Below are 21,033 nucleotides of genomic sequence, written 5' to 3' on the forward strand. Positions count from 1 at the left end.
AATTTAATGGATTATGAAGAAAACTTTATTAGGACTTTTAGCCTGTATCGGTGTAATGTGTGTACTATCATGTACCCAGCAGCCCAAAGAGTGGAAATTGGTTTGGGAAGATAATTTTGATCAGGCGGATGGTTTCGATCCGGCCTCCTGGAGTAAGATACCCCGTGGAGGATCAGACTGGAATAATTATATGTCCGACTTCGATTCCTGTTATGCTATGCGTGACGGGAAACTGATTCTGCGCGGATTGGTTAATTATAGTTTGCCTACCGATACAGCTCCTTTTATTACCGGTGGAGTTTATACGAAAGATAAAGTCGGCTTTAACAACGGTCGTTTGGAAATCCATGCCAAACTTAACGGTGCCACCGGTGCATGGCCTGCCTTCTGGTTGTTGCCACAGGATGGAAAATGGCCGAACGGAGGTGAGATTGATATAATGGAACGTCTAAATAATGATAGTATTGCTTATCAGACAGTTCATTCAAATTATACCTTCAACCTGGGTATCAAAGATAATCCAAAGCAAGGTAGTACAGGTTTGATAAACAGGGACGACTTCAACACATATACCGTTGAGATGTATGCAGACAGTCTTGTATTTTTCATTAACGATAACCATACGTTCACTTATCCGCGTATCGAAACAGACAAGGAAGGGCAATATCCGTTCAGCGATAGCCAGTTCTATCTTTTGCTCGATATGCAGCTTGGAGGTAGTTGGGTTGGAGCAGTCGAACCTGCTGATCTTCCTGTGGAAATGGAGATCGACTGGGTACGTTTTTATCAGAAGCAATAAAAATATATTGTTGATTATTATAAGGATTGCTTATAAAAAGCTCTTAGGAGGGATTTTTCTTTGAATAGGTAACAGTTGTTCGATATAAAAGGTTTATATTTGTGATGTTAATAATGTTAAATATCTAAAACTAACTGTAATGATTGGATCTATTATTCAGCTGGCGTTATGTATACTAATGCTTGCCAGCATGTGGAAAATTTTCGAAACTTTCGGCCAGAAGGGATGGGCATGTATTATTCCGTTTTACAACATCATCGTAATGTTGCGTATCGTAAAATGGGAGCCTGTAAAATTCTGGTTTTTCCTGATCCCTATTTACAACATTTATCTTTCATTCTTGCTGTACAGGGATATTGCAGCAAAGTATGGAAAAGGTGACAATGCGTATGCAATAGGTTTGCTTTTGTTACCGTTCATTTTCTTCCCGTTATTGGCGTTCAAAGAAACTCCGGTGGAAGGTGTAGAGTAAATTAGTATGTATGAGGGGAAAAAGCCTTTCGCTAAAACGAAAGGCTTTTTTTATATTCTTATATCTGTATAAATGAATATCTCTCCGTTGTTAAAATAAACATCGTATCTTTGGCGTTTGTTATAGGACTAAAGATACAAGTTATTATGTTAGATATACAAGCTATCCGGAAAGATTTTCCAATATTGGAGCATAAGATATACGATAAACCGCTCATTTATTTCGATAATGGAGCTACTACTCAAAAGCCCCGCCAGGTGGTAGAGAAGATTGAAAGCGGCTATTACAATGTGAATGCCAATATTCACCGTGGTGTTCATTTCCTGAGTCAAGCGGCTACCGAAGCACATGAAGAGGCTCGTAAAACCGTGCAGTCGTTTTTGAATGCACGTTCATCCAACGAAATTATTTTTACACGCGGAACAACGGAGGCGATCAACCTGATTGCATCCAGTTTCACCGACGAGTGCATGTCGGCGGGTGATGAAGTGATCCTTTCCGTTATGGAGCACCATTCCAATATCGTTCCCTGGCAGATACAGGCCGCAAAGAAAGGAATTGCACTGAAGGTGATTCCGATGAACGAGAAAGGTGAACTCGATATGGATAAGTTCCGCGAACTGTTCTCGGAACGTACGAAGCTGGTATCTGTTACCCATGTATCGAATGTGCTGGGGACTATCAACCCGGTAAAGGAAATAATCGAGGAAGCACATAATCATGAAGTTCCGGTGTTGATAGATGGTGCACAGGCTGTTCCTCACCTGGCAGTGGATGTACAGGAACTGGATGCGGAATTCTATGTTTTTTCAGGGCATAAGGTATATGGCCCGACGGGTATCGGCGTGCTCTACGGCAAAGAAGAGTGGCTGGATAAACTTCCTCCTTACCAGGGTGGTGGAGAGATGATTGCAACTGTTTCCTTTGAGAAAACGACTTTCAACGAATTACCGTTTAAGTTTGAAGCCGGTACGCCCGATTATATCGGTAGTACGGCTTTGGCAGAGGCCTTACGTTATGTGAATCGTTTGGGGATGAATAATATTGCGGCTTATGAAGAAGAACTGTTGCGTTATGCGACTGATAAACTGAACGCTATCGAAGGAATGCGTATATTCGGACAGGCGGCAGATAAAGGAGCCGTACTTTCTTTCCTGGTCGGTAATATTCATCATTATGATATGGGGATGTTATTGGATCGCCTGGGAATAGCTGTCCGTACCGGCCATCATTGTGCACAGCCGCTGATGCAGGCGTTAGGTATAGAAGGAACTGTCCGTGCTTCATTCTCTTTCTACAATACAAAGGAAGAAATAGATGTCTTTGCCGCCGGGATAGAACGTGTAAGAAAAATGTTTTAAGAAGTAGTCTATGTTATATTATCTGAAGAAATATCCAATATCCTTGACAATTATAGTAGTTGTAATCTATTTGTCGTTCTTCAAACCGCCTTCCATGGAGATCGGTAAGATACCGGGGATAGATAAGGTGGCTCATATTTGTATGTATGCCGGATTGTCCGGGATGTTGTGGGTAGAGTTCTTGCGTAATCACCGGAAGTATGACGAGGTGTTGTGGCATGCCTGGATAGGTGCGGTGCTTTGCCCTATCCTGATGAGTGGAGCAATCGAACTATTACAGGAATATTGTACATCTTACAGGGGAGGAGACTGGTTTGATTTTCTGGCCAATATAAGCGGAGTTACCCTGGCCACCTTGTTCTCTTATTTCGTATTGCGGCCTTGGATGATGAGGAAGAAGATGATAGATTAAATAAGATACTACTTAAATACTAAACTCTATGTTATTACCTTATATGGAAGCCGACCGGATAGAAGCCGGGTGTGATGAAGCGGGACGCGGATGCCTGGCTGGTTCTGTCTTTGCGGCAGCGGTTATTCTTCCTCCTGATTTTAAGAACGACGATTTGAACGACAGCAAGCAGTTGAGCGAGAAAAAGCGTTATGCCTTACGCCCGATCATCGAGCAGGAGGCGATAGCCTGGGCCGTAGGTATTGTCACACCTGAAGAAATAGATAAAATCAATATACTGAAAGCTTCTTTCCTGGCTATGCATCGGGCGATCGACCAGTTGAAAGTACGGCCGGAGCATCTCTTGATCGACGGTAACCGTTTTACCCCGTATCCTGAAATTAACCATACCACTGTTGTAAAAGGCGACGGCAAGTATTTGAGCATCGCCGCCGCTTCTATTCTGGCAAAGACCTATCGTGACGATTATATGGATGAGTTGGCTAAAGAATATCCCGATTACCACTGGACTGAAAACAAGGGGTATCCGACAAAGGCCCATCGCGAAGCAATCCGTGCGGTAGGTATTACTCCCTATCACCGGAAAACATTCACTTTACTGCCGGAACAATTGGAGTTGAAGTTCTGATAATACCCCTCCCGGATTTGTTTTTGCAGAAAATGGGTTCATGCATTCATTGGTTGGCTTATGCCTTGAATTGCAGGCTTCGATAGTATGAATGATCTGTTGTGGAATCATTCATAATGCATTCATTTACTTTTCCTGTAATTGGTCGAACTGCGGTATCCCGATTGTCTGATGACGCCTTCATCCGTAAATCTTTTCAGGTCTTGTTGTGCACCGTATTTGCTACAATGGTTGAGGACAGCGTAGTCGGTGGAGGTGATATATTCGTTCCGGTCGAGGTATTGCAGGAGGCGTCGGCGGCGTTCGTTCATGTCGAATTCTTTCAGCTTCGGGGTATGTGCCTTGTAGATATGCATTGATTTCAATTTATGCTTCAATTCCTTGTCACACCGGAAGGCTACATTCTTGAAATGTACCGATTCGCTGCGTAGCTCTTTGGTCTCCATCACCGGACGCGATTGCAAGGTGGGGGTGAGGTACCCTATTCCTTCGATGTAGACGGTGTAGCCTTCGCGCAATTGATAGGCGGCATACTGTGCCAATACGGCCAATGCTCCTTTCATGTCGGCTTCCGAGATGGTCGATACGGTTTGTGCATAGCGGGCGATATCGTCGGTTCCCACTGTTCCCTGCGATATCAGGCGGGGATGTAATGCTTGTTGTTCACTGTCACCCTTGGGGTTCGGATTCCGTTCCATCTTATATTCTGCTGCCATGATAGTGATGTATTAGATGATAATATACTAGTGCTTAACAAAAAAGTCCCGACTCTTTACCGGGTCGACAGCTGTCGACTTATGGATTGCCAGTTGTCGGTTTATAAATTGACAACTGTCGTTCTAAGGGCCGACAACTGGTGTCCCAGTAAAAAGTCAGGAGTAAAGATATAAAAATATACTAGTCGAGAGCTAGTATATCGTCATATTTTTGCTTATCGTTTGAAACAATGGATTATGAGCCGGGAAATATCCCGATAAACGGAGTTCACATAGGACTCTGGTTATTAAAGGGTGGAAAGCTATCTTTTGATACATAAATTGGTAACAATATGTTTTTTTTATTAATTTTATACAGTAAAATATGCTATATATCTAAAAATAATATATTTTTGTACTGGGGTTTTGAGTGAGTCCTATGTGAACTTTGTTTGAAGCGACAATGACACTAATGAATGTAAGTAAAAGATATTAAGGGATATTAAGTATGTGTGGTAGTCTGTTTTTTCAGATTCTACTTTTTATTAAGCTATGAAATATAGCTTTTGTAGTTGTTTATTAGAGTAAGAACCATTAATTAATTTTTAGTATGACGACAAACACTAAATGGATGAGATTGTGTGCATCGGTAAAGCTAGCCATAGCTGTATGCACATGTGTTGGAATATTCTCTTTCGTATTTGCTTTTATGAGTTATAATCACTAATTATTTAAGTTATGAATTACACAAAGAAAGTCATTTTTGTGCCTATGGCTCTGTTTTGTCTGAGTTTGCCGTTGGTTGCCGAGAGCAATATCTCTGCAGGACAGGCAATGACGGAATTGAGTGCAAGTGGTGGACATTCCGCGGTTGCGGTACATGAAAAAACATCGACGGCTCAAAATACCCGTAGAGTAACGGGGTTGGTGAAAGACGAAAACGGTGAACCGGTGATCGGCGCCAGTGTTGTTGAGGTTGGTACAACCAACGGTATCATGACAGATCTCGACGGAAAGTTCGAGTTGTCTATCCCATCAGGCGGTTCGCTGCAAATATCTTATGTGGGTTATGTTACCCAGACTATCCGGCCGGGAAACCGGAACAATATCCAGGTCGTGTTACAGGAAGACAGTCAGGCTTTGGATGAAGTACTGGTAGTCGCTTTCGGTAAAAGTACGAAAGAAGCCTTTACGGGTTCTGCCGGTATCATGAAAGCGGACGATCTTCTAAAAGCGCAGGTGTCGAACCCAGCCCAGGCTCTGGCAGGACGTGTGGCCGGTGTGCAATTGAGCAATGCTTCTGCACAGCCGGGTAGCTCGCCTTCCATCACCATTCGTGGTTTCGGTTCTATCTCTTCTGATACGGAACCTCTGATTGTAGTGGACGGTATGCCTTTCGACGGCGACCTGAACCTGATCAACTCCAACGATATCGAGTCGATGACCGTATTGAAAGATGCAGCCTCCAATGCCCTGTATGGTGCCCGTGGTGCCAACGGTGTGATTATGATCACGACAAAGAAAGGTAAAAACGGGGATGCCAAAGTTTCTGTGGATGCTAAATGGGGTTCCAACTCGAATGGTCTTAAGAACTATAAGACGACTAACTCCCAGCAATTCTACGAAACTTATTATAAGATGTTATATAACTATTATATAACGGAAAACGGCGGCGGCATGTCGACTACCGATGCCCATGCTTTGGCAAACCAGCACCTGACAAGTGCTTCCAGCGGGGTAGGCCCGGGATATATGGTTTATTCGACTCCTGAAGGACAAGATTTTATCCAGCAGGGTGGAACAATGAATCCGGGAGCAACTATGGGGTCTCTCTATAACTATAACGGGCAAAAATTCTGGTTGCAGGCCGACGATTGGCAAGATGTCGGTTTGCAGAACGGTTTCCGCCAGGAATATAATGTGTCGGTTTCCGGTGCTTCCGACCGTATTAATTATTATACCTCTGTCGGTTATCTGGATCAGGATGGTATTCAGGAAGGTTCTTCACAGAAACGTTTGACGGCACGTGCAAAACTGGATTACCAGGCAAAGACGTGGCTGAAAGTCGGTGCAAACTTCAACTATTCTAAATATGATTACAGCCAGACTACCGAAGGTACGATCGGTACTGGGACAATCTGGAGTACGATCAAGACTCAGGCTCCTATTTACCCGATTTATTTCCGTGATGAAAACAAGAACATCATGGTCGATAAATGGGGAGAGAACATGTATGACTTCGCACAGGCTTACGATCTGAACCGTGCAGGCGGCGTTGGTGGCAACTGTATTTTCAATAACAAGTATAATGTGAAGGAAACAACCGGTAACTCGTTTATCGCCAGTGGTTATGCGGACATAAACCTGACAAAGGACTTGACATTCACATTCAATGCCAATGCTTATGATTATGACCGCCGTTACACGGAGGCCAAGAGTCCTTTCGTCGATTATTATACCAGTTCTTCCGATAACGGAACTCTGTATAAAGCTTCTTACCGTACCTTTACTTATAATACGCAACAGTTGCTGAACTACAACAAACAGTTCGGTAAGCATGATGTGAGCGCAATGGTCGGTCATGAATATTATAATTATAAATATGAATCGCTGAGTGCTTCCGGACGTAATTTCGGAATCGATAATTCATGGGAATTGGCCACGCTTTTGAACCTGAATAATACGCCGTATTCTTATTCCAATTCTTATAATAACGAAGGTTATTTCTTCCGTGCCATGTATAATTACGATGCAAAGTACTTCGGTTCGGTGTCTTATCGCCGTGATGCTTCTTCACGTTTTGCAAAGGATCATCGTTGGGGTAACTTCTGGTCGGTCGGCGGTGCCTGGCTTATATCCAAAGAGTCATTCTTCAATGTGCCCTGGGTTAATTCTCTGAAACTGAAAGCTTCTGTCGGTTCACAGGGTAACGACAACATCGGTGACTATTTGTATGCCGATTCTTACACGGTGGTGAACAATGACGACCAGGCTGCTTTCCAATGGCGCCAGAAAGGTTCGAGCGATATCACCTGGGAAACCAATACGAACTGGAATGTGGGTACCGAATTTGATCTTTTCAACGGACGACTGAGCGGTAGCCTCGATTATTTCTACCGGAAAACCAGTGATATGTTGTTCTCTCTGAATACACCTCCTTCTATTGGTTACACCAGCTATTTCATTAATCTGGGTGACATGAGGAATTCGGGTCTCGAACTTGTATTACAAGGTACACTAATCCGGAATAAGGACTTCAAATGGGACGTTAATTTCAATATCTCCCATGTAAAGAACAAAGTGTTGACTTTGCCGGATAAAATTAAGACGACTAAGGTGGACGGTCATAACGGGTATGTGAATCTGGATAAGTCGTTCGTTTCCAAATACAAATATTTCGTGGCTGAAGGTCTTTCGCTTTACACTTGGTATCTGCCTAAGTTTGCCGGCCTGGATACCGAAACGGGAGAATCTTTGTTCTATAAAGATATCCTCGATGATGCAGGAAATGTGACAGGACAGGAAACGACCAAAGATGTCAACCAGGCAACCGACTACCTGATCGGTGATGCGCTTCCTTCTTTCTATGGTGGTTTAGGTACTTCTCTGAGCTATCGTGGTTTCGATTTCTCTATCAACCTGAACTATCAGTTGGGAGGTAAGGCATACGATTATACCTACTCGACATTGATGCACACCAGTACGGCCACCTCTTCAACCTGGCATAAAGACATGTTGAATGCCTGGTCGCCTGAGAATACAGGTTCAAGCATTCCACGTTTGCAGTTTGCAGAAAAGTACACACAGAATGGCCGTTCAGACCGTTTCATTACGAATGCAAGCTATCTGAATGTTCAGAATATCAACTTCGGATATACATTACCTTCCAGTTTGACTCAGAAGTATAATATCCAGAATATACGTGTTTATTTCTCGGGTGAAAACCTGCTCTACTTCTCGGCACGCCAGGGATTCGATCCCCGCTATACATTGAAGGGATATAGCAATTCGGAGCTTTATTCTCCGATACGTACTATCTCGGGTGGTATTTCATTGACATTCTAAACATTAAAAAGAAAACATCATGAAGAAATATAAGATTTTATTGGCTGCGGTGGCTCTTCTGGGGTTAAGTAGCTGTATTGAAGAAACATTACCGACGGAATATGTGCTGAATGACCAGATTCAGGCATCGGAGTCGGCATTGCAGGGAATGGTCAACTCCATTTATACCTCGATGGGAGGGTATATAAATGATGATGGCGGTATAGAAATGATTTCTTATGGCAGTATGCGTGCCATGTTGGAACATAGTACGGGCCAGTTTGTTTGTTCCGGGGGAAACGGTTATAACACAATGGGAGCCTATTGTAATGGCGGGATAAGTGCTACCGGCTCTAACCGTGGACTTTATCCTTCTTACCTCTACTATTCTTATATCAAGAATGTAAACGATGTCATCGGTATGGTCGATGTGAACGATATGGATGATACCAAGAAGGGGTATCTGGGAATCTGTTATGCCTATCGTGCCCTTTATTATCTCGACTTGGTTCAGATTATGGAGTACAAGAAACCGACCGATAGCCGTTACAGTTATGTAAGTCCTGAAAATGACTTGACAAACCTGGGTGTTCCTATCGTAACAGAAAAGACTACATCGGAAGAAGCATCCAATAATCCGCGTGCAACGGTAGATGTTGCTTATGACTTGATTCTGAGTGATCTGCAACAGGCTGAAACTTATCTGGAAGGATATACCCGTACGGATAAGACTCAACCGAACCTGGCTGCAGTCTATGGTTTGTATGCCCGTACTTATGCCAACCTGGCTTCACGTGTAAAGACTTCTGCTACTTATAAAGACGAAGCTTCTTACTGGCAGAAATCCGGTGAATATGCGAATAAGGCTATTTCTGTAGCCGGTTGCACCCCGTTGACGGAAAACGAGTGGACAGATCCGGTAAACGGCTTCAATAACCGTAACTCGCAGAGCTCCTGGATGTGGGCCACTTCTATTTCGGAAGGTAACACAACTGCTGCTACGGGTAATAATCAGTCATTCTCTTTCGCGATGATCTTCGGAACGGAAACAACCTTTAGTGTATATGGCTGGCGTGTCGGCCGTTCGCTCGACCGTAAATGGTACGAACGTCTTTCGGACAACGACTTCCGCAAAAAATCATGGTTGGCTCCTAACTTCTTCTATGAATCGAAGAACCAGAAAGAAGGCGAACCTTATCTGGTGGAAAAAAGTGCAGACGGTAAGTTTATCAACAATAAATGGTCGGTAAATGACGTAAGTACAAGTACGACTCAGAGTGATTGGAATGATGATTATTCAGGTTTCGGTCCTGACAAATACCAATATAAATATAACAGTTCTGCGTCATGGATCCGTGCCCGTATCAACTCGTCAAACGGTTATCAGTCGTGGCCATGGTTGTATGTAAACATGAAGTTCCGTCCGCATAACGGCGACTACCGGACGCATTCGATCGGTGGTGCTATCGATTATCCGATCATGCGTATCGAAGAAATGTATTTCCTGAAAGCGGAAGCGGCACTTCATACCTCGGGTGTTCCGGCAGCAGCGACTGCTTTGCAGGATATTGTAAAGACACGTAACCCGTCTTATACTTGTACGGCTGCTACTACCGATGCGTTCATGGATGAATATGTCTTCCAGAAAGGTGTCGAGTTTTGGGGGGAAGGTATCAACTATTTTGATGCCAAGCGTTTGGAAGTGGGTATCCACCGTGCTTATAAGGGTACGAACTGCGAGCGTTACCAGCATTGTATCAATATGGATGGTGTATTTGTCGGTTGGACTCCGGGTTGGAACCAGGCTGAGCTGAATGCTAATCCTGCCATCTTCCATTACAATAACCCGTATACAAATCCGACGACTTTTTATTTCTATAAGTCGAATGATGACTTCCGACCGTATTATGGAGTAGAGATAACTGAATAGCGGAATTGATTAAGAATGTAGAAAGGGTATGCCGTTGTTATGACGGTGTACCTTTTTCTTGTTTATCCCCCAAACCGAGAAATTTGTTGCATAAATCGTGCTGTTTCGTTCTGCAAAACACCTATTTCGGAAAAATATAAGGTTTTTTCCTTGTTGATTCGAAAAAGCTATTTACCTTTGCAACAGATTCCGTAGCGAGCAGCGGCTTGCGATAAAGCGGTTTCAAATACATATTGCAAGCATTTTACGAAGATTATTCTAAGCTAAAAATCTGGTAAATTTTAAGTTGTATAGAGGAATAATGGACATAAAATGCTTGCGTGGACTACGTATAAGTGTATCTACCATATTCTATGGGTGGATTATATTATATCGTATAAGCGCGAGCACTTGTTCTATTATCTCTATACGGGCTTACCAGAGCCTTTAGCTTGATGATAGACAACGCTCGTGCTTTTTTTATGTCTCGGTGTAACCAAAGCCGAGCTTGTTCTCTCCTTTCGTAAAATTAATTGTTGGACTTTTATTACTCTATTTTATAAACAATTAATTTAAAAGATTATGAACAAAAAGTTTTCTACACTTATGGCGGCGTTTCTTGCCGCCGGAGCCACATTTACGGCGGATGCTGGTGTGGTGCTAGTGAAAGGTGGTGAAGTAGCTGCTGATGGTAAGTTCATTATTGCTAGTAATGAACTTACTCCAAGAGGAGGAACTGTTAAAGTGTTGACTGTTAATGGTTCAGAATTGGGTTTGAAAGATGTTGATTATTCAACAAAAGCTGATGAGCTTGCTAAACATGCTTGGAATTGGGATTTCATAAATAACAAATTTACTGTGGCAGGCGGTTCTGGATTGGCTTTTGCTGTTGGAGATTGGAGTTTGGGCACAGCTACTGCATTGCAGGCGTTGGTTAATGCTACCTCAGGCAATGGAACGCAAGTTAAGGTCAACTCGACGGCTGACTACCTGAATATCGCTGAGGGAACAATTGAAAATTCGGCAGATGAAACACCTGTTTACCTTTATACGATAACAACTCCAGTCCTGGAAGCGACAAAGGGCGAGGGTAAGCCTATTATGTTTGGCGCTAACAAGTATTTGGTAGTCAATAAAGAAGGTAAAGCTGAACTGGTTGATGGTCAGAGTGGTAAATTCGATTTGCTGCTTTTGGGTTATACTCCTACACAATATTTATGGAATGTTGATGAAGACGGCGTGATTTCTTTGGAAGCCGACCCTGATATTAAGGTGGAGACGGTTACAAATGATGGAACTGGCTATAGCATTACTTTGGGTGAAGATGGCGTTAGAGTTGAGTCAGATGGAACTGATTTATATGTAACAACAGTAGAAGGTGTTACTTCCAAAGTTACCAATGGTGCAAAAGCTGGTGTTAATTTTGGAACTACCGTATCTTCTAACGCTCAACCTGATGGAAACTATACTAACAGCGTGGTTTTCGAAGAAGGTGGAACCTATATGATTCACTATGCAGATGGAGCGCAAGGTACAAATACAGCTGATCAGTATATCGGTGCCGGAGCTGCAACCGTAGGGGAAGCAAGCAAACCCTATTGGACTGTAGAAGCAACTGAGGGAGAAGGTGTTTACAAACTTGTGGATGCTAACGATAATGTATTGGAATTAGGCGGAATACAAAGATTCTATATACAGGAGGTTGACAATGGGACAAACGGTGGAAACCTTTATTGTTTCTTGAATGAGTCAAAGACAAGTGTTCTGACATGTTCTGGTGGTGTATTCTCTTTGGTGGCATTGTCTACTCATACTACTGGTCAAATTGCCAACTTGGCTTACTTCTCTTTCCATAACGCTGCTGCAGACGCATTCACAGCCGGTGAATTGGTTAAGAAGTTAGGTGACGGCTTCGCAATGACTCTGTCTAACAAGAAAGATGGTGTGACTGATTTGCAGGGCAACCCGTTCTTAGGCAAATTAAGAGTTGTGAAAGCTAAGACGGATGCTGGCAAAGTAACTGGCTTCGAATCTTATAAGGATACAGATACAGATGGTACTTACATGTTAGCTAACGAAGAAGGTATCATCGTATTGAACCTGAACGAAGACGAAAAATGGTCAGTAGAAGGTATCAGTGAGTTTGCCGGCGATAATGGTGGCTTCAAGTTCCAGACTATCTCTGAAGATGACATGAAGACCATCATGAATGCAGTATCTAGTGATGGTGAAGCTTGGAATGTAAAACAGAATATCGCTTATAACTTCACAATCAATCATAGCAATGCTGATGACGACAAAATCACTTCTATCGTTGTAGCTAAAGGAGGTACTAAGTATTCTGTAATCAGCTATAACAACAATGAAGGTTATTTCTTGTCTGCTGGTAAAACTACTACTAGTTCTCAAGTTGGAACTCTTGTTTACGCAGTCTTTGGTAGCGATGCTTTCGTATTGACAACAGACGAAGACAACAACCCGTTGAACCACGGATATGTAAACATCAAATTCATTACTTCAAACCCGAAAGTAAACGGTAAGGTTTTGGCAATGAATGAAAACGGTGATCCTGCTGCTGTACAGGCTAGCAGCTTCTTGTTCAGCAAACCGGAAGGACAGTGGGCTGTAACTGCTACAAATGCTACAGTAGATAAGGCTACTGCGAAAGCAGATGCTTATGCTTTCACATTCACAAACCGCGAGTCTAAAGAAGTGGTTAAAGTGAAAGATATGTATGCTTTGGGTAATGATAAGTATGCTGTAAGTTATACAGGTAGAACTCCGTTCGGATATTCTTCTGCCGTACGCGATACAATGGTTATCACTGCTGCTGATATTGAAGATCTGACACACAACGCAGTCATGATGGACGGTTATGCTAACTTCAAAGCTTTGGATGTTCAAGACAATCAATATCGTTTGGCTGTAGCTTCTACAGGAGAAACAGACTTCTATGTATCAGAAAATCACTCTTCAACTCACCTGCTGGGCTTGATGAAAGATGTAGAAGAAGCAGCTACATGGAGACTGGTTCCGCTGACTGCTAAGGCTGTTTACGGAACATTCAGCACGCTGAAAACTCCGACTGACTCTATCTATGTAACTTCTAAAGTGGGTTACTACGATGCAAAGAACAGATATCAGGAAGCTAACGATACATTGGCTATCATCAGCTATGCATTGCAGAACACTAAAAACAACGAGTTCCTGACTTACGAAACTCCTAGCACACACGACATCCAGTCAATGATTTGTGATAAGGATTCTAAGGAATTCACTACTGCTGATTTGAATAAGGCTTATCGTTTCGTTCTGAAAGAAAAACAGAATGGTCTGTATAACCTGATCGGTGTGGCACAGGAATCTGACAAGAAACCATTCACTCTGGATCTGAACCAGAAACTGTATGGTGCAACAACTGAATACCTGGGTGCTGTTGAAGTAGAAGGCGCTTACGAACAAGTAAACTCTAACGACCTGTTCGACCTGCAGTTGGTTGAAGCTCCTGAATATCGTTTACAGGAAATGGGTGATACTATCCGCATCTTCCGTCAGGAAAATGAATATGACATGATGTATGAAAACGGCGAATTCCTGAACCTGGGCAACAGCGCACAGTTGAAGGATATGGCTCCTGCTCTGTATGTTGATACAGCTTATGTAAACCGTGGTCATAACAACCGTTATCAGTATCTGTTGGTTGTAAATCCGAAGTATGTACCTGAACAGGAATGTACAGTGCCAGGTCACCCGGCAATCCACCCGGATACTACTTATGGTCGCTTCCTGGTTAACTTGATCGACACTGCTTACGTTGCTTATGAAAAGGGTGCTATCCACCTGAACAAATATATCAACGAAGGTGAAGCTGGTGAAAACTTTGCTAAGTTAGGTTTCGTACACGGTTTCCGTACAGGTGACAAACTGTATATCACAGACGAAAACTATGTGAAGAGTGGTAAGGCTTCTGATGTAATCGACCTGAGCACAAGAGACTTCAATGTTGCTAAGTTCGCATTCCGTTACATCAACTCGATCAACCACGAAGCTGATGGTTCATTCAAGGTTCAGACTGCTTACTATGACTATAACTCTTACATCGCTAACGACAAACGTCCGAATGTATCTGACGAAGGTTATCTGAAGAACATCAACGGTGTAGTTGTTGTAGCTAAGGGTTACGAAGCTGGTGACAAGTTTGATTTGGCTGCTGAACACTCTAATCCTACTGCTAACGACGAAATCAACGCTTCTGAAGTATCAGTAATCGCAGGTAACGGTGTTGTAACAGTGAAGGGTGCCGAAGGCAAGAACGTAGTAATCACTAACGTACTTGGCCAGCAAGTTGCTAACACAGTTGTTTCTTCTAGCGAAGCTACAATCGCTGCTCCTGCAGGTATGGTAGTAGTAGCCGTTGAAGGCGAAGCCGCTGTGAAAGCAATCGTAAAATAAGTAACTATTTATAATCAATAAATTTAAATTGACCGCGTATCGTAGGGGCGGTTCGTGAACCGCCCCATGATAATTACCCCGCGAGGGAGAACAAGCGATCAGTATTAATACTAAAGTAATGAAATAAAGTTCTTGTTACCCAACCCCTGTGAAGGGCAAGGGTAACGCAAAAACAAAGCCCCGACGGAATTTCCGTTGGGGCTTTCTTTATTCAGAAGTTATGATTCACTCTTTAGCTCTATAGTGTTATTTTACTGACATGATGAAGATAAAAACTGCTGTCTTTTCTTTCAAAATACTTACGTTTTTTTCTCAATCTCTCGGCAGCTTTTTCCAAATAGCTGCCGACCTATTTTTTTATGACTCGGCACCCAACGACCAACGGGTAGGCACCCATTTCAAATGAGTGCCTACCCGTTGGAAAGGTATTCGGGAGTTATCCCTAATTTTGTGTGCAAAGAGTTACCCTTGTTCCTTTGTGCGGAAAGCCAAGGCGTACATACGCATCTGTTTCACCATGGCAACCAAGCCGTTGGAACGGGTGGGGGAGAGATGTTCTTTCAAGCCGATCTGTTCGATGAAATAGAGCTCGGCATCCAGAATCTCCTGCGGGGTATGGTTGGACATGATGTTGATCAGCAGTGAAACGATACCTTTCACGATCACTGCGTCACTTTCACCTTTGAATATAATCTTCCCGTCTTCATAGTCCGCCTGGAGCCATACACGGCTTTGGCAACCTTCGATCAGGTTACTTTCTGTTTTATACTTTTCTTCCAGCGGGGGAAGTGAGTTGCCTAAATCGATCAGCAACGCATACTTGTCCATCCAGTCGTCGAAGGCTGAGAACTCTTCAATAACATTGTCCTGAAGTTCGTTGATAGTCATCGTTCGTATTATTTCTTTTGTCGGTTATATATTACTTCCAGAACCGTTTGCCCTACGGCTTTGAGGGTTTCACGGTCGATATTCTCCATATTGTCTTTTTGCGTATGCCAGTACCAACCGAAACCGTGGTCACTTTCCGGGTCGTAGTTGATAATGTCGATGCAAGGAATATTGCGACCTTTGATTACATACTCATGGTCGTCGGTGATGGCACCGCCGGTTGCATTGATAAAGTATTTGCCGTATCCCAGGTTACGGGCTGTACTCCAAACCATTTCGACAATGTTGGCCGCTTTGCTCAGAGAAAGTTGTTCTTTGAAGAATGTTGCATTTTTGGCTCCAACCATGTCGAGCAGGATACCGAAGTCGGCACGATAGTTCGGAACATGAGGGTTCTTTGCCCAGAACTGGGTACCGAGACACCAGGTATCGGGTTTGTATTCGTCGACGAATTCGGGAGTACCGTAATCTTCGGCATCAAAGAAAATGATGTCGACGCCTATTCCCGGATCTTTCTGTCCGATCTGGCGGGCTATTTCAAGTAGTGCACCTACGCCACTGGCTCCGTCATCGGCCCCGTCGATTGGTTTGCGGTAATTGGCCGGATCGGGATCATGGTCTGAGTAAGGACGCGAGTCCCAATGGGCGAAAAGTAAGATGCGTTTATTATTATCCGGGTTAAAGGAACCGATAATGTTCTTGGCTTCCAGGCCGGTATTATCGTATGCGGTAAGAGTCGCTTCCTGTTCATATACTTTGGCGCCGAACCGTTTCAATTCGGATGCCAAGTAGTTGCCGCAAGCTTTATGTGCTTCGCTATTCGGGACGCGAGGGCCGAATTTAACCTGGTTCTCTACATAAGTGTAGGCACTGTCGGCGTTGAAAGAAGGCGTACTTGTTGCAGGCACAGCCTGGCTGACTGTTGTATCCTCCTGTTGTTGATTCTTGGCCTGGCTGCATGCCATCAGCGAACAAGCCAGCAGTGTTATATATAAAATATGCATCATCATCTGTTTAGATTATCTTTTATCCATTATAGGCTGCCTGTACACGCGACATAACTCGCATCAGGTTGCCACCCCATATTTTTGCAATATCGTTTTCACTGTATCCTTCTTTGAGAAGTCTAACGGTGATGTTTATCAGTTCGTTGCTGGCCCGGCAACCGATCAGTTCACCGTCGCCGTCGAAATCGGAACCGATACCCACATGGTTGATACCGATCAGGTCGACAATATGATTGATGTGGCGGACAGCATCGGTAAGAGAAGCCTTTTCTGCTTCTTCGTTGATGAAACCTTTGTATAGACAGATCTGTACGACTCCTTGTTTGGTGGCCAGTGCTTTCAACTGATCGTCGGTGAGGTTGCGCGGATGGTTACACAAGGCACGGGCCGAAGAGTGGGAGGCGATGATCGGTTGTTCGCTGAACTCTAATGCGTCGTAAAACGTACTTTCGGCTGCGTGTGATATATCTACCAGTATCCCCAACCGGTTCATTTCGGCTACGACCTCTTTCCCGAAAGGGCTCAGGCCACCCCATTCCGCTTCACCACGGGCAGAGTCGCATATATCGTTACTTCCGTTGTGACAGAGGGTGATATAGCTGACTCCCAGTTCTTTGAAGCGGGATATGTTATTGAGGTCTTTACCGATGGCATAGCCGTTTTCCAGTCCCAGCATGATTGCTTTCTTTCCGGCGTCTTTTGTTACCCATACCTCCTGGGGAGTGTGGGCTATATTCATTCTGCCCCGGTTTATCTCCATCTGGCGATGAATTTCCTGTAGGCGGTCGATTGCAAAATCAGTTGCCTTCCGTAACGATTCGTCGTCGCGTTTCCCTTGCGGAATATAGGCCACCATGATGGCAGCGTCTACCAGTCCTTCTTCCATGAACGGGAGGTTTACCTTTCCGCCTTCCTTCTTTCCAATATTGAATTGGCCGGGGAAGATCATCGGTGTATCCGTATGCGAGTCGAGTATTACATTCCGTTGGTGGATGCGTTTGGCTTCTTTGAACAAACGGGCGGATTCAACATGATGCCTGAATAGTTCCAGCATCAATTCATTGCCGTAGGAGGCCATTGCTTCCGGATGCCATTGTATGCTGAATATTTCTTTTTCCGGATGTTCCATCGCCTCATTGATGCCGTCGGGAGCTACAGCTGTTTCCTTGAATTCGGGTGCTACTTCTTTCACCGCCTGGTGATGAACAGAGTTAACCTGTATGTCCGGTTCTTTTTTCAGTATTTCAAAAAGACGGGAAGATGTATCGGTGATCCTGGCGGAATGTGAAGCCTGTTCGCGGGGCATTGCCTGGCTATGTTTGAGTACACCGCCTTCGTGCTGCGAATAGATATCCTGGTAAACCGAACCGCCGAAAGCGACGTTGATAAGTTGATGACCACGGCAAATGCCCATGATCGGTAACTGGCGGTTAGCCGCCAGCCTGAGTAGGATCAGGTCGAACTCGTCGCGGAATGTGTCCACATCCTGCAACTGCGGTATCGGTTCTTCCCCGATATAAAGCGGATTGAGATCTCCGCCACCACTCATCAGCAATCCGTCCAGACCGGATACGATGGCTGTAAGCGCTTCTAGATCTGTTATCACCGGGATCAATACCGGAGCACCTCCGGCCTGCAATACGGATTGTACGTATGTCTCGGCTATACAGGAAAGTCCGTCTTTCCGGTTTGAAGATATTCCTATGCGGGGAGGCTGAAGTTTTTCTTTCTTTGGTGTAAAGTTGTCAACTTCCCTGTATAGGGCTTCTAAACTCGGACGACGGACTTGATTATTCATAACAAAACTATTTTAATTGACAGTTGACAAGTGACAGTTGACAGTTCTTTTTCTCTGTTATCTGTCCACTGTCCACTGTTATCTGTCCACTGATTAAGCGTCAATGTTTGCGTAAGTTGCATTATCCTCGATAAACTCGCGGCGCGGACCAACTTCTTCACCCATTAACATGGCGAATATCTGATCTGCTTCAGCTGCGCTATCGATTGTGATCTGTTTCAGCGTACGGTTCTCAGGATTCATGGTCGTATCCCATAACTGGTGGTCGTTCATTTCTCCCAAACCTTTGTATCGCTGTGTATGGATCTGGTTCTCATTACCGGCTGCATATCTGTCGATAAACGACTGACGTTGCTGTTCTGTCCAGCAATATTCTTCTATTTTACCTTTCTTACAGAGGTAAAGAGGAGGAGTAGCCAGGTAAACATATCCGTTGTCGATCAATGCACGCATTCTGCGGAAGAAGAAAGTAAGGATCAAAGTGGCAATGTGGCTTCCGTCCACATCGGCATCGGTCATGATGATTACCTTATGATAACGGAGCTTGCTCAAATTCAATTCCTTCGGATCTTCCTCTGTACCTATAGTAACACCCATGGCACGGAAGATGTTCTGGATTTCTTCGCTTTCGAAGATTTTATGATCCATTGCTTTCTCCACATTCAGGATTTTACCACGAAGCGGCAGGATAGCCTGGAATATACGGTCACGGCCCTGTTTTGCCGTACCCCCTGCAGAGTCCCCTTCGACAAGGAATAACTCGCAGATAGAAGCATCTTTCGAAGAACAGTCGGCCAGCTTACCAGGGAGCCCTCCACCGGTCATCGGTGATTTACGCTGTACCAGTTCGCGTGCTTTACGTGCTGCCTGACGAGCCTGTGCTGCCAGAACCACTTTTTCTACGATGATCTTCGCTTCTTTCGGATGTTCTTCCAGGTAATAAGTAAGAGCTTCACCGATTGCCTGATCTACGGCACCGGTCACTTCGCTGTTTCCGAGTTTCGTCTTTGTCTGTCCTTCAAACTGCGGTTCCGCAACCTTGATAGAGATAACAGCAGTCAGACCTTCGCGGAAGTCATCTCCCTGAATCTCAACCTTGGCTTTTTCCAGCAATTTGGAGTCTTCGGCATATTTCTTCAAGGTACGTGTCAGACCACGGCGGAAACCAGCCAGGTGAGTACCTCCTTCAATTGTGTTGATATCATTTACATACGAGAATACACTTTCGTTGAAAGATGTGTTGTATGTCATTGCAACTTCAACAGGAATTCCTTGTTTTTCCGTTACGATATGGATCACGTCGGGTATCAGGGATTCTTTGGAACGGTCTACGTAACGAACGAATTCCTTCAAGCCTTCTTCCGAACGGAACAGGTCGGACTTATAGGTTCCGTCTTCCTTTATTACACGTTTGTCTGTCAGTGTCAGGTTGATACCTGCATTCAGGAAGGCCAGCTCACGTAAACGGGTTGCTAATATTTCATATTTGTATTCAGTAACGGTAAAGATACTGTCGTCCGGTTTGAACGAGATGGTGGTTCCTGTGGTTGTTGTATCTCCAACGACTTCTACATCATGTAAAGGTTTTCCACAAGAGAATTCCTGCATGTGTATTTTCCCTCCTCTGCGAACTTCTGCTTTCAAATAAGTGGAAAGAGCGTTCACACAAGATACACCCACACCGTGCAAACCTCCGGATACCTTATAAGTCCCTTTGTCGAACTTACCTCCGGCATGTAGCACTGTCAGAACAACTTCCAGAGCTGATTTGCCTTCTTTCTCATGAATATCTACCGGTATACCACGACCGTCGTCCGTTACTGTGATAGAGTTATCCTCGTTTATTACTACGTCGATCTGAGAACAAAATCCGGCTAGTGCTTCGTCAATAGAGTTGTCGACAACTTCATACACCAGGTGATGTAGACCTTTTTCGCTGATATCGCCAATATACATGGCCGGTCTTTTTCGTACCGCTTCTAACCCTTCAAGTACCTGAATACTGTCCGCAGAGTACTCTCCGGAAGTATTCTTAATTTCTTCACTCATGAGTTTCTATCCTTTAAAATCACTAATTATCTATATCTCTAAAAATGCTAACAAATGTAGTGAAAATAATTGACTTAGCAGGTAAAAGTAGTGTGAAAATAGCAAAAAAACAGGGTGTGAAAAGACATGACAAAGCGGTCGGGTTATAATTAACCCGACCGCTTCTAAAGTAGCCCATAGGGGAATCGAACCCCTCTTTCAAGAATGAAAATCTTGCGTCCTAACCGATAGACGAATGGGCCGCAATTATTCCTTATGCAAGCTTGTTAACGTGCTTTGTCAGTTTGGATTTCAAGTTGCCAGCCTTATTCTTGTGAATAACGTTTTTCTTAGCAAGCTTATCCAACATAGAGCACACCTTAGGTAACAGAGCCTGAGCTTCGTTCTTGTCTTCAGTTGCACGCAGTACACGCATTGCATTTCTAGCTGTTTTAGCATGATATCTATTCTGCAAACGTCTTGCGTTAGTCTGTCTGATCCTTTTGATTGATGACTTGTGATTTGCCATTTCTTAGCTAT

General features: G+C 43.9%; 14 protein-coding genes and 1 tRNA gene. 8 read left to right on the forward strand and 7 right to left on the reverse strand.

What is annotated here, in order from left to right:
- The first annotated feature begins 13 nt into the window (after nucleotides 1-13).
- The 5 genes from BQ7394_RS02785 (at nucleotide 14) to BQ7394_RS02805 (ending at nucleotide 3,672) form a co-directional block, all read left to right on the forward strand.
- The gene (locus tag BQ7394_RS02785) at nucleotides 14-799 is read left to right on the forward strand and encodes a glycoside hydrolase family 16 protein (RefSeq protein ID WP_075555979.1); all 786 of its coding nucleotides are present in this window, start codon (nucleotides 14-16) and stop codon (nucleotides 797-799) included.
- A 139-nt stretch (nucleotides 800-938) separates the two neighbouring features.
- Entirely contained in the window at nucleotides 939-1,271 is a 333-nt protein-coding gene (locus BQ7394_RS02790) for a DUF5684 domain-containing protein (RefSeq protein ID WP_075555980.1), read from the forward strand.
- 146 nt (nucleotides 1,272-1,417) lie between these two features.
- Nucleotides 1,418-2,632 (forward strand): aminotransferase class V-fold PLP-dependent enzyme, encoded by a 1,215-nt coding sequence (locus BQ7394_RS02795; protein WP_075555981.1) that lies wholly within the window; start codon nucleotides 1,418-1,420, stop codon nucleotides 2,630-2,632.
- 10 nt (nucleotides 2,633-2,642) lie between these two features.
- Nucleotides 2,643-3,044 carry a VanZ family protein gene (locus BQ7394_RS02800; RefSeq protein ID WP_075555982.1) on the forward strand — a complete coding sequence of 134 codons (402 nt, stop codon included), beginning with the start codon at nucleotides 2,643-2,645 and terminating at the stop codon, nucleotides 3,042-3,044.
- A gap of 28 nt (nucleotides 3,045-3,072) precedes the next feature.
- Complete coding sequence (locus BQ7394_RS02805; protein WP_075555983.1) at nucleotides 3,073-3,672, forward strand: ribonuclease HII; 600 nt, start codon at nucleotides 3,073-3,075, stop codon at nucleotides 3,670-3,672.
- A gap of 122 nt (nucleotides 3,673-3,794) precedes the next feature.
- Here the strand turns inward: BQ7394_RS02805 and BQ7394_RS02810 are convergent, their stop codons facing one another.
- Entirely contained in the window at nucleotides 3,795-4,388 is a 594-nt protein-coding gene (locus tag BQ7394_RS02810; protein ID WP_075555984.1) for an HU family DNA-binding protein, read from the reverse strand.
- A 717-nt stretch (nucleotides 4,389-5,105) separates the two neighbouring features.
- On the opposite strand from BQ7394_RS02810, the gene BQ7394_RS02815 reads away from it, so the two are divergent.
- The 3 genes from BQ7394_RS02815 to BQ7394_RS25555 all read left to right on the forward strand — a co-directional run bounded on the left by BQ7394_RS02815 (nucleotide 5,106) and on the right by BQ7394_RS25555 (nucleotide 14,772).
- The gene (locus BQ7394_RS02815; protein ID WP_082211637.1) at nucleotides 5,106-8,432 is read left to right on the forward strand and encodes a SusC/RagA family TonB-linked outer membrane protein; all 3,327 of its coding nucleotides are present in this window, start codon (nucleotides 5,106-5,108) and stop codon (nucleotides 8,430-8,432) included.
- Nucleotides 8,433-8,451: 19 nt separating this feature from the next.
- Nucleotides 8,452-10,341: a RagB/SusD family nutrient uptake outer membrane protein gene (locus BQ7394_RS02820; RefSeq protein ID WP_075555985.1), complete on the forward strand. Its 1,890-nt coding sequence runs from the start codon at nucleotides 8,452-8,454 to the stop codon at nucleotides 10,339-10,341.
- Nucleotides 10,342-10,902: 561 nt separating this feature from the next.
- Nucleotides 10,903-14,772: a DUF6383 domain-containing protein gene (locus tag BQ7394_RS25555; RefSeq protein WP_075555986.1), complete on the forward strand. Its 3,870-nt coding sequence runs from the start codon at nucleotides 10,903-10,905 to the stop codon at nucleotides 14,770-14,772.
- A gap of 462 nt (nucleotides 14,773-15,234) precedes the next feature.
- Here BQ7394_RS25555 and BQ7394_RS02830 read toward each other — a convergent pair whose 3' ends face one another.
- The 6 genes from BQ7394_RS02830 to rpsT form a co-directional block, all read right to left on the reverse strand.
- Nucleotides 15,235-15,660, reverse strand: a complete 426-nt coding sequence (locus tag BQ7394_RS02830) for a SufE family protein (protein ID WP_075555987.1) — start codon at nucleotides 15,658-15,660, stop codon at nucleotides 15,235-15,237.
- A gap of 8 nt (nucleotides 15,661-15,668) precedes the next feature.
- Nucleotides 15,669-16,625 carry a M20 family metallopeptidase gene (locus BQ7394_RS02835; RefSeq protein WP_394333686.1) on the reverse strand — a complete coding sequence of 319 codons (957 nt, stop codon included), beginning with the start codon at nucleotides 16,623-16,625 and terminating at the stop codon, nucleotides 15,669-15,671.
- A gap of 61 nt (nucleotides 16,626-16,686) precedes the next feature.
- Entirely contained in the window at nucleotides 16,687-18,465 is a 1,779-nt protein-coding gene (locus tag BQ7394_RS02840; RefSeq protein WP_075555988.1) for a gamma-glutamyl-gamma-aminobutyrate hydrolase family protein, read from the reverse strand.
- Nucleotides 18,466-18,558: 93 nt separating this feature from the next.
- Nucleotides 18,559-20,514, reverse strand: coding sequence for a DNA topoisomerase (ATP-hydrolyzing) subunit B (gene gyrB / locus BQ7394_RS02845; RefSeq protein ID WP_075555989.1), 1,956 nt, complete (start codon nucleotides 20,512-20,514; stop codon nucleotides 18,559-18,561).
- 170 nt (nucleotides 20,515-20,684) lie between these two features.
- Nucleotides 20,685-20,756: transfer RNA gene (locus BQ7394_RS02850), tRNA-Glu, on the reverse strand.
- 11 nt (nucleotides 20,757-20,767) lie between these two features.
- On the reverse strand, nucleotides 20,768-21,022 hold the full coding sequence (gene rpsT / locus BQ7394_RS02855; RefSeq protein WP_007655189.1) for a 30S ribosomal protein S20: 255 nt from the start codon (nucleotides 21,020-21,022) through the stop codon (nucleotides 20,768-20,770).
- Nucleotides 21,023-21,033 lie beyond the last annotated feature (11 nt).

It is taken from the genome of Parabacteroides timonensis, assembly GCF_900128505.1.
In the GTDB taxonomy this organism is placed as follows: domain Bacteria; phylum Bacteroidota; class Bacteroidia; order Bacteroidales; family Tannerellaceae; genus Parabacteroides; species Parabacteroides timonensis.

Bases quoted from the DNA above. Each gene is read 5' to 3' on its own strand.
- BQ7394_RS02800 (WP_075555982.1), top strand. From the start codon at position 2,643: ATGTTATATTATCTGAAGAAATATCCAATATCCTTGACAATTATAGTA.
- BQ7394_RS02795 (WP_075555981.1), top strand. From the start codon at position 1,418: ATGTTAGATATACAAGCTATCCGGAAAGATTTTCCAATATTGGAGCAT.
- BQ7394_RS02810 (WP_075555984.1), bottom strand. From the start codon at position 4,388: ATGGCAGCAGAATATAAGATGGAACGGAATCCGAACCCCAAGGGTGAC.
- BQ7394_RS02840 (WP_075555988.1), bottom strand. From the start codon at position 18,465: ATGAATAATCAAGTCCGTCGTCCGAGTTTAGAAGCCCTATACAGGGAA.
- BQ7394_RS02805 (WP_075555983.1), top strand. From the start codon at position 3,073: ATGTTATTACCTTATATGGAAGCCGACCGGATAGAAGCCGGGTGTGAT.
- BQ7394_RS02785 (WP_075555979.1), top strand. From the start codon at position 14: ATGAAGAAAACTTTATTAGGACTTTTAGCCTGTATCGGTGTAATGTGT.
- gyrB (WP_075555989.1), bottom strand. From the start codon at position 20,514: ATGAGTGAAGAAATTAAGAATACTTCCGGAGAGTACTCTGCGGACAGT.
- BQ7394_RS02815 (WP_082211637.1), top strand. From the start codon at position 5,106: ATGAATTACACAAAGAAAGTCATTTTTGTGCCTATGGCTCTGTTTTGT.
- BQ7394_RS25555 (WP_075555986.1), top strand. From the start codon at position 10,903: ATGAACAAAAAGTTTTCTACACTTATGGCGGCGTTTCTTGCCGCCGGA.
- rpsT (WP_007655189.1), bottom strand. From the start codon at position 21,022: ATGGCAAATCACAAGTCATCAATCAAAAGGATCAGACAGACTAACGCA.
- BQ7394_RS02835 (WP_394333686.1), bottom strand. From the start codon at position 16,625: ATGGCATGCAGCCAGGCCAAGAATCAACAACAGGAGGATACAACAGTC.
- BQ7394_RS02790 (WP_075555980.1), top strand. From the start codon at position 939: ATGATTGGATCTATTATTCAGCTGGCGTTATGTATACTAATGCTTGCC.
- BQ7394_RS02820 (WP_075555985.1), top strand. From the start codon at position 8,452: ATGAAGAAATATAAGATTTTATTGGCTGCGGTGGCTCTTCTGGGGTTA.
- BQ7394_RS02830 (WP_075555987.1), bottom strand. From the start codon at position 15,660: ATGACTATCAACGAACTTCAGGACAATGTTATTGAAGAGTTCTCAGCC.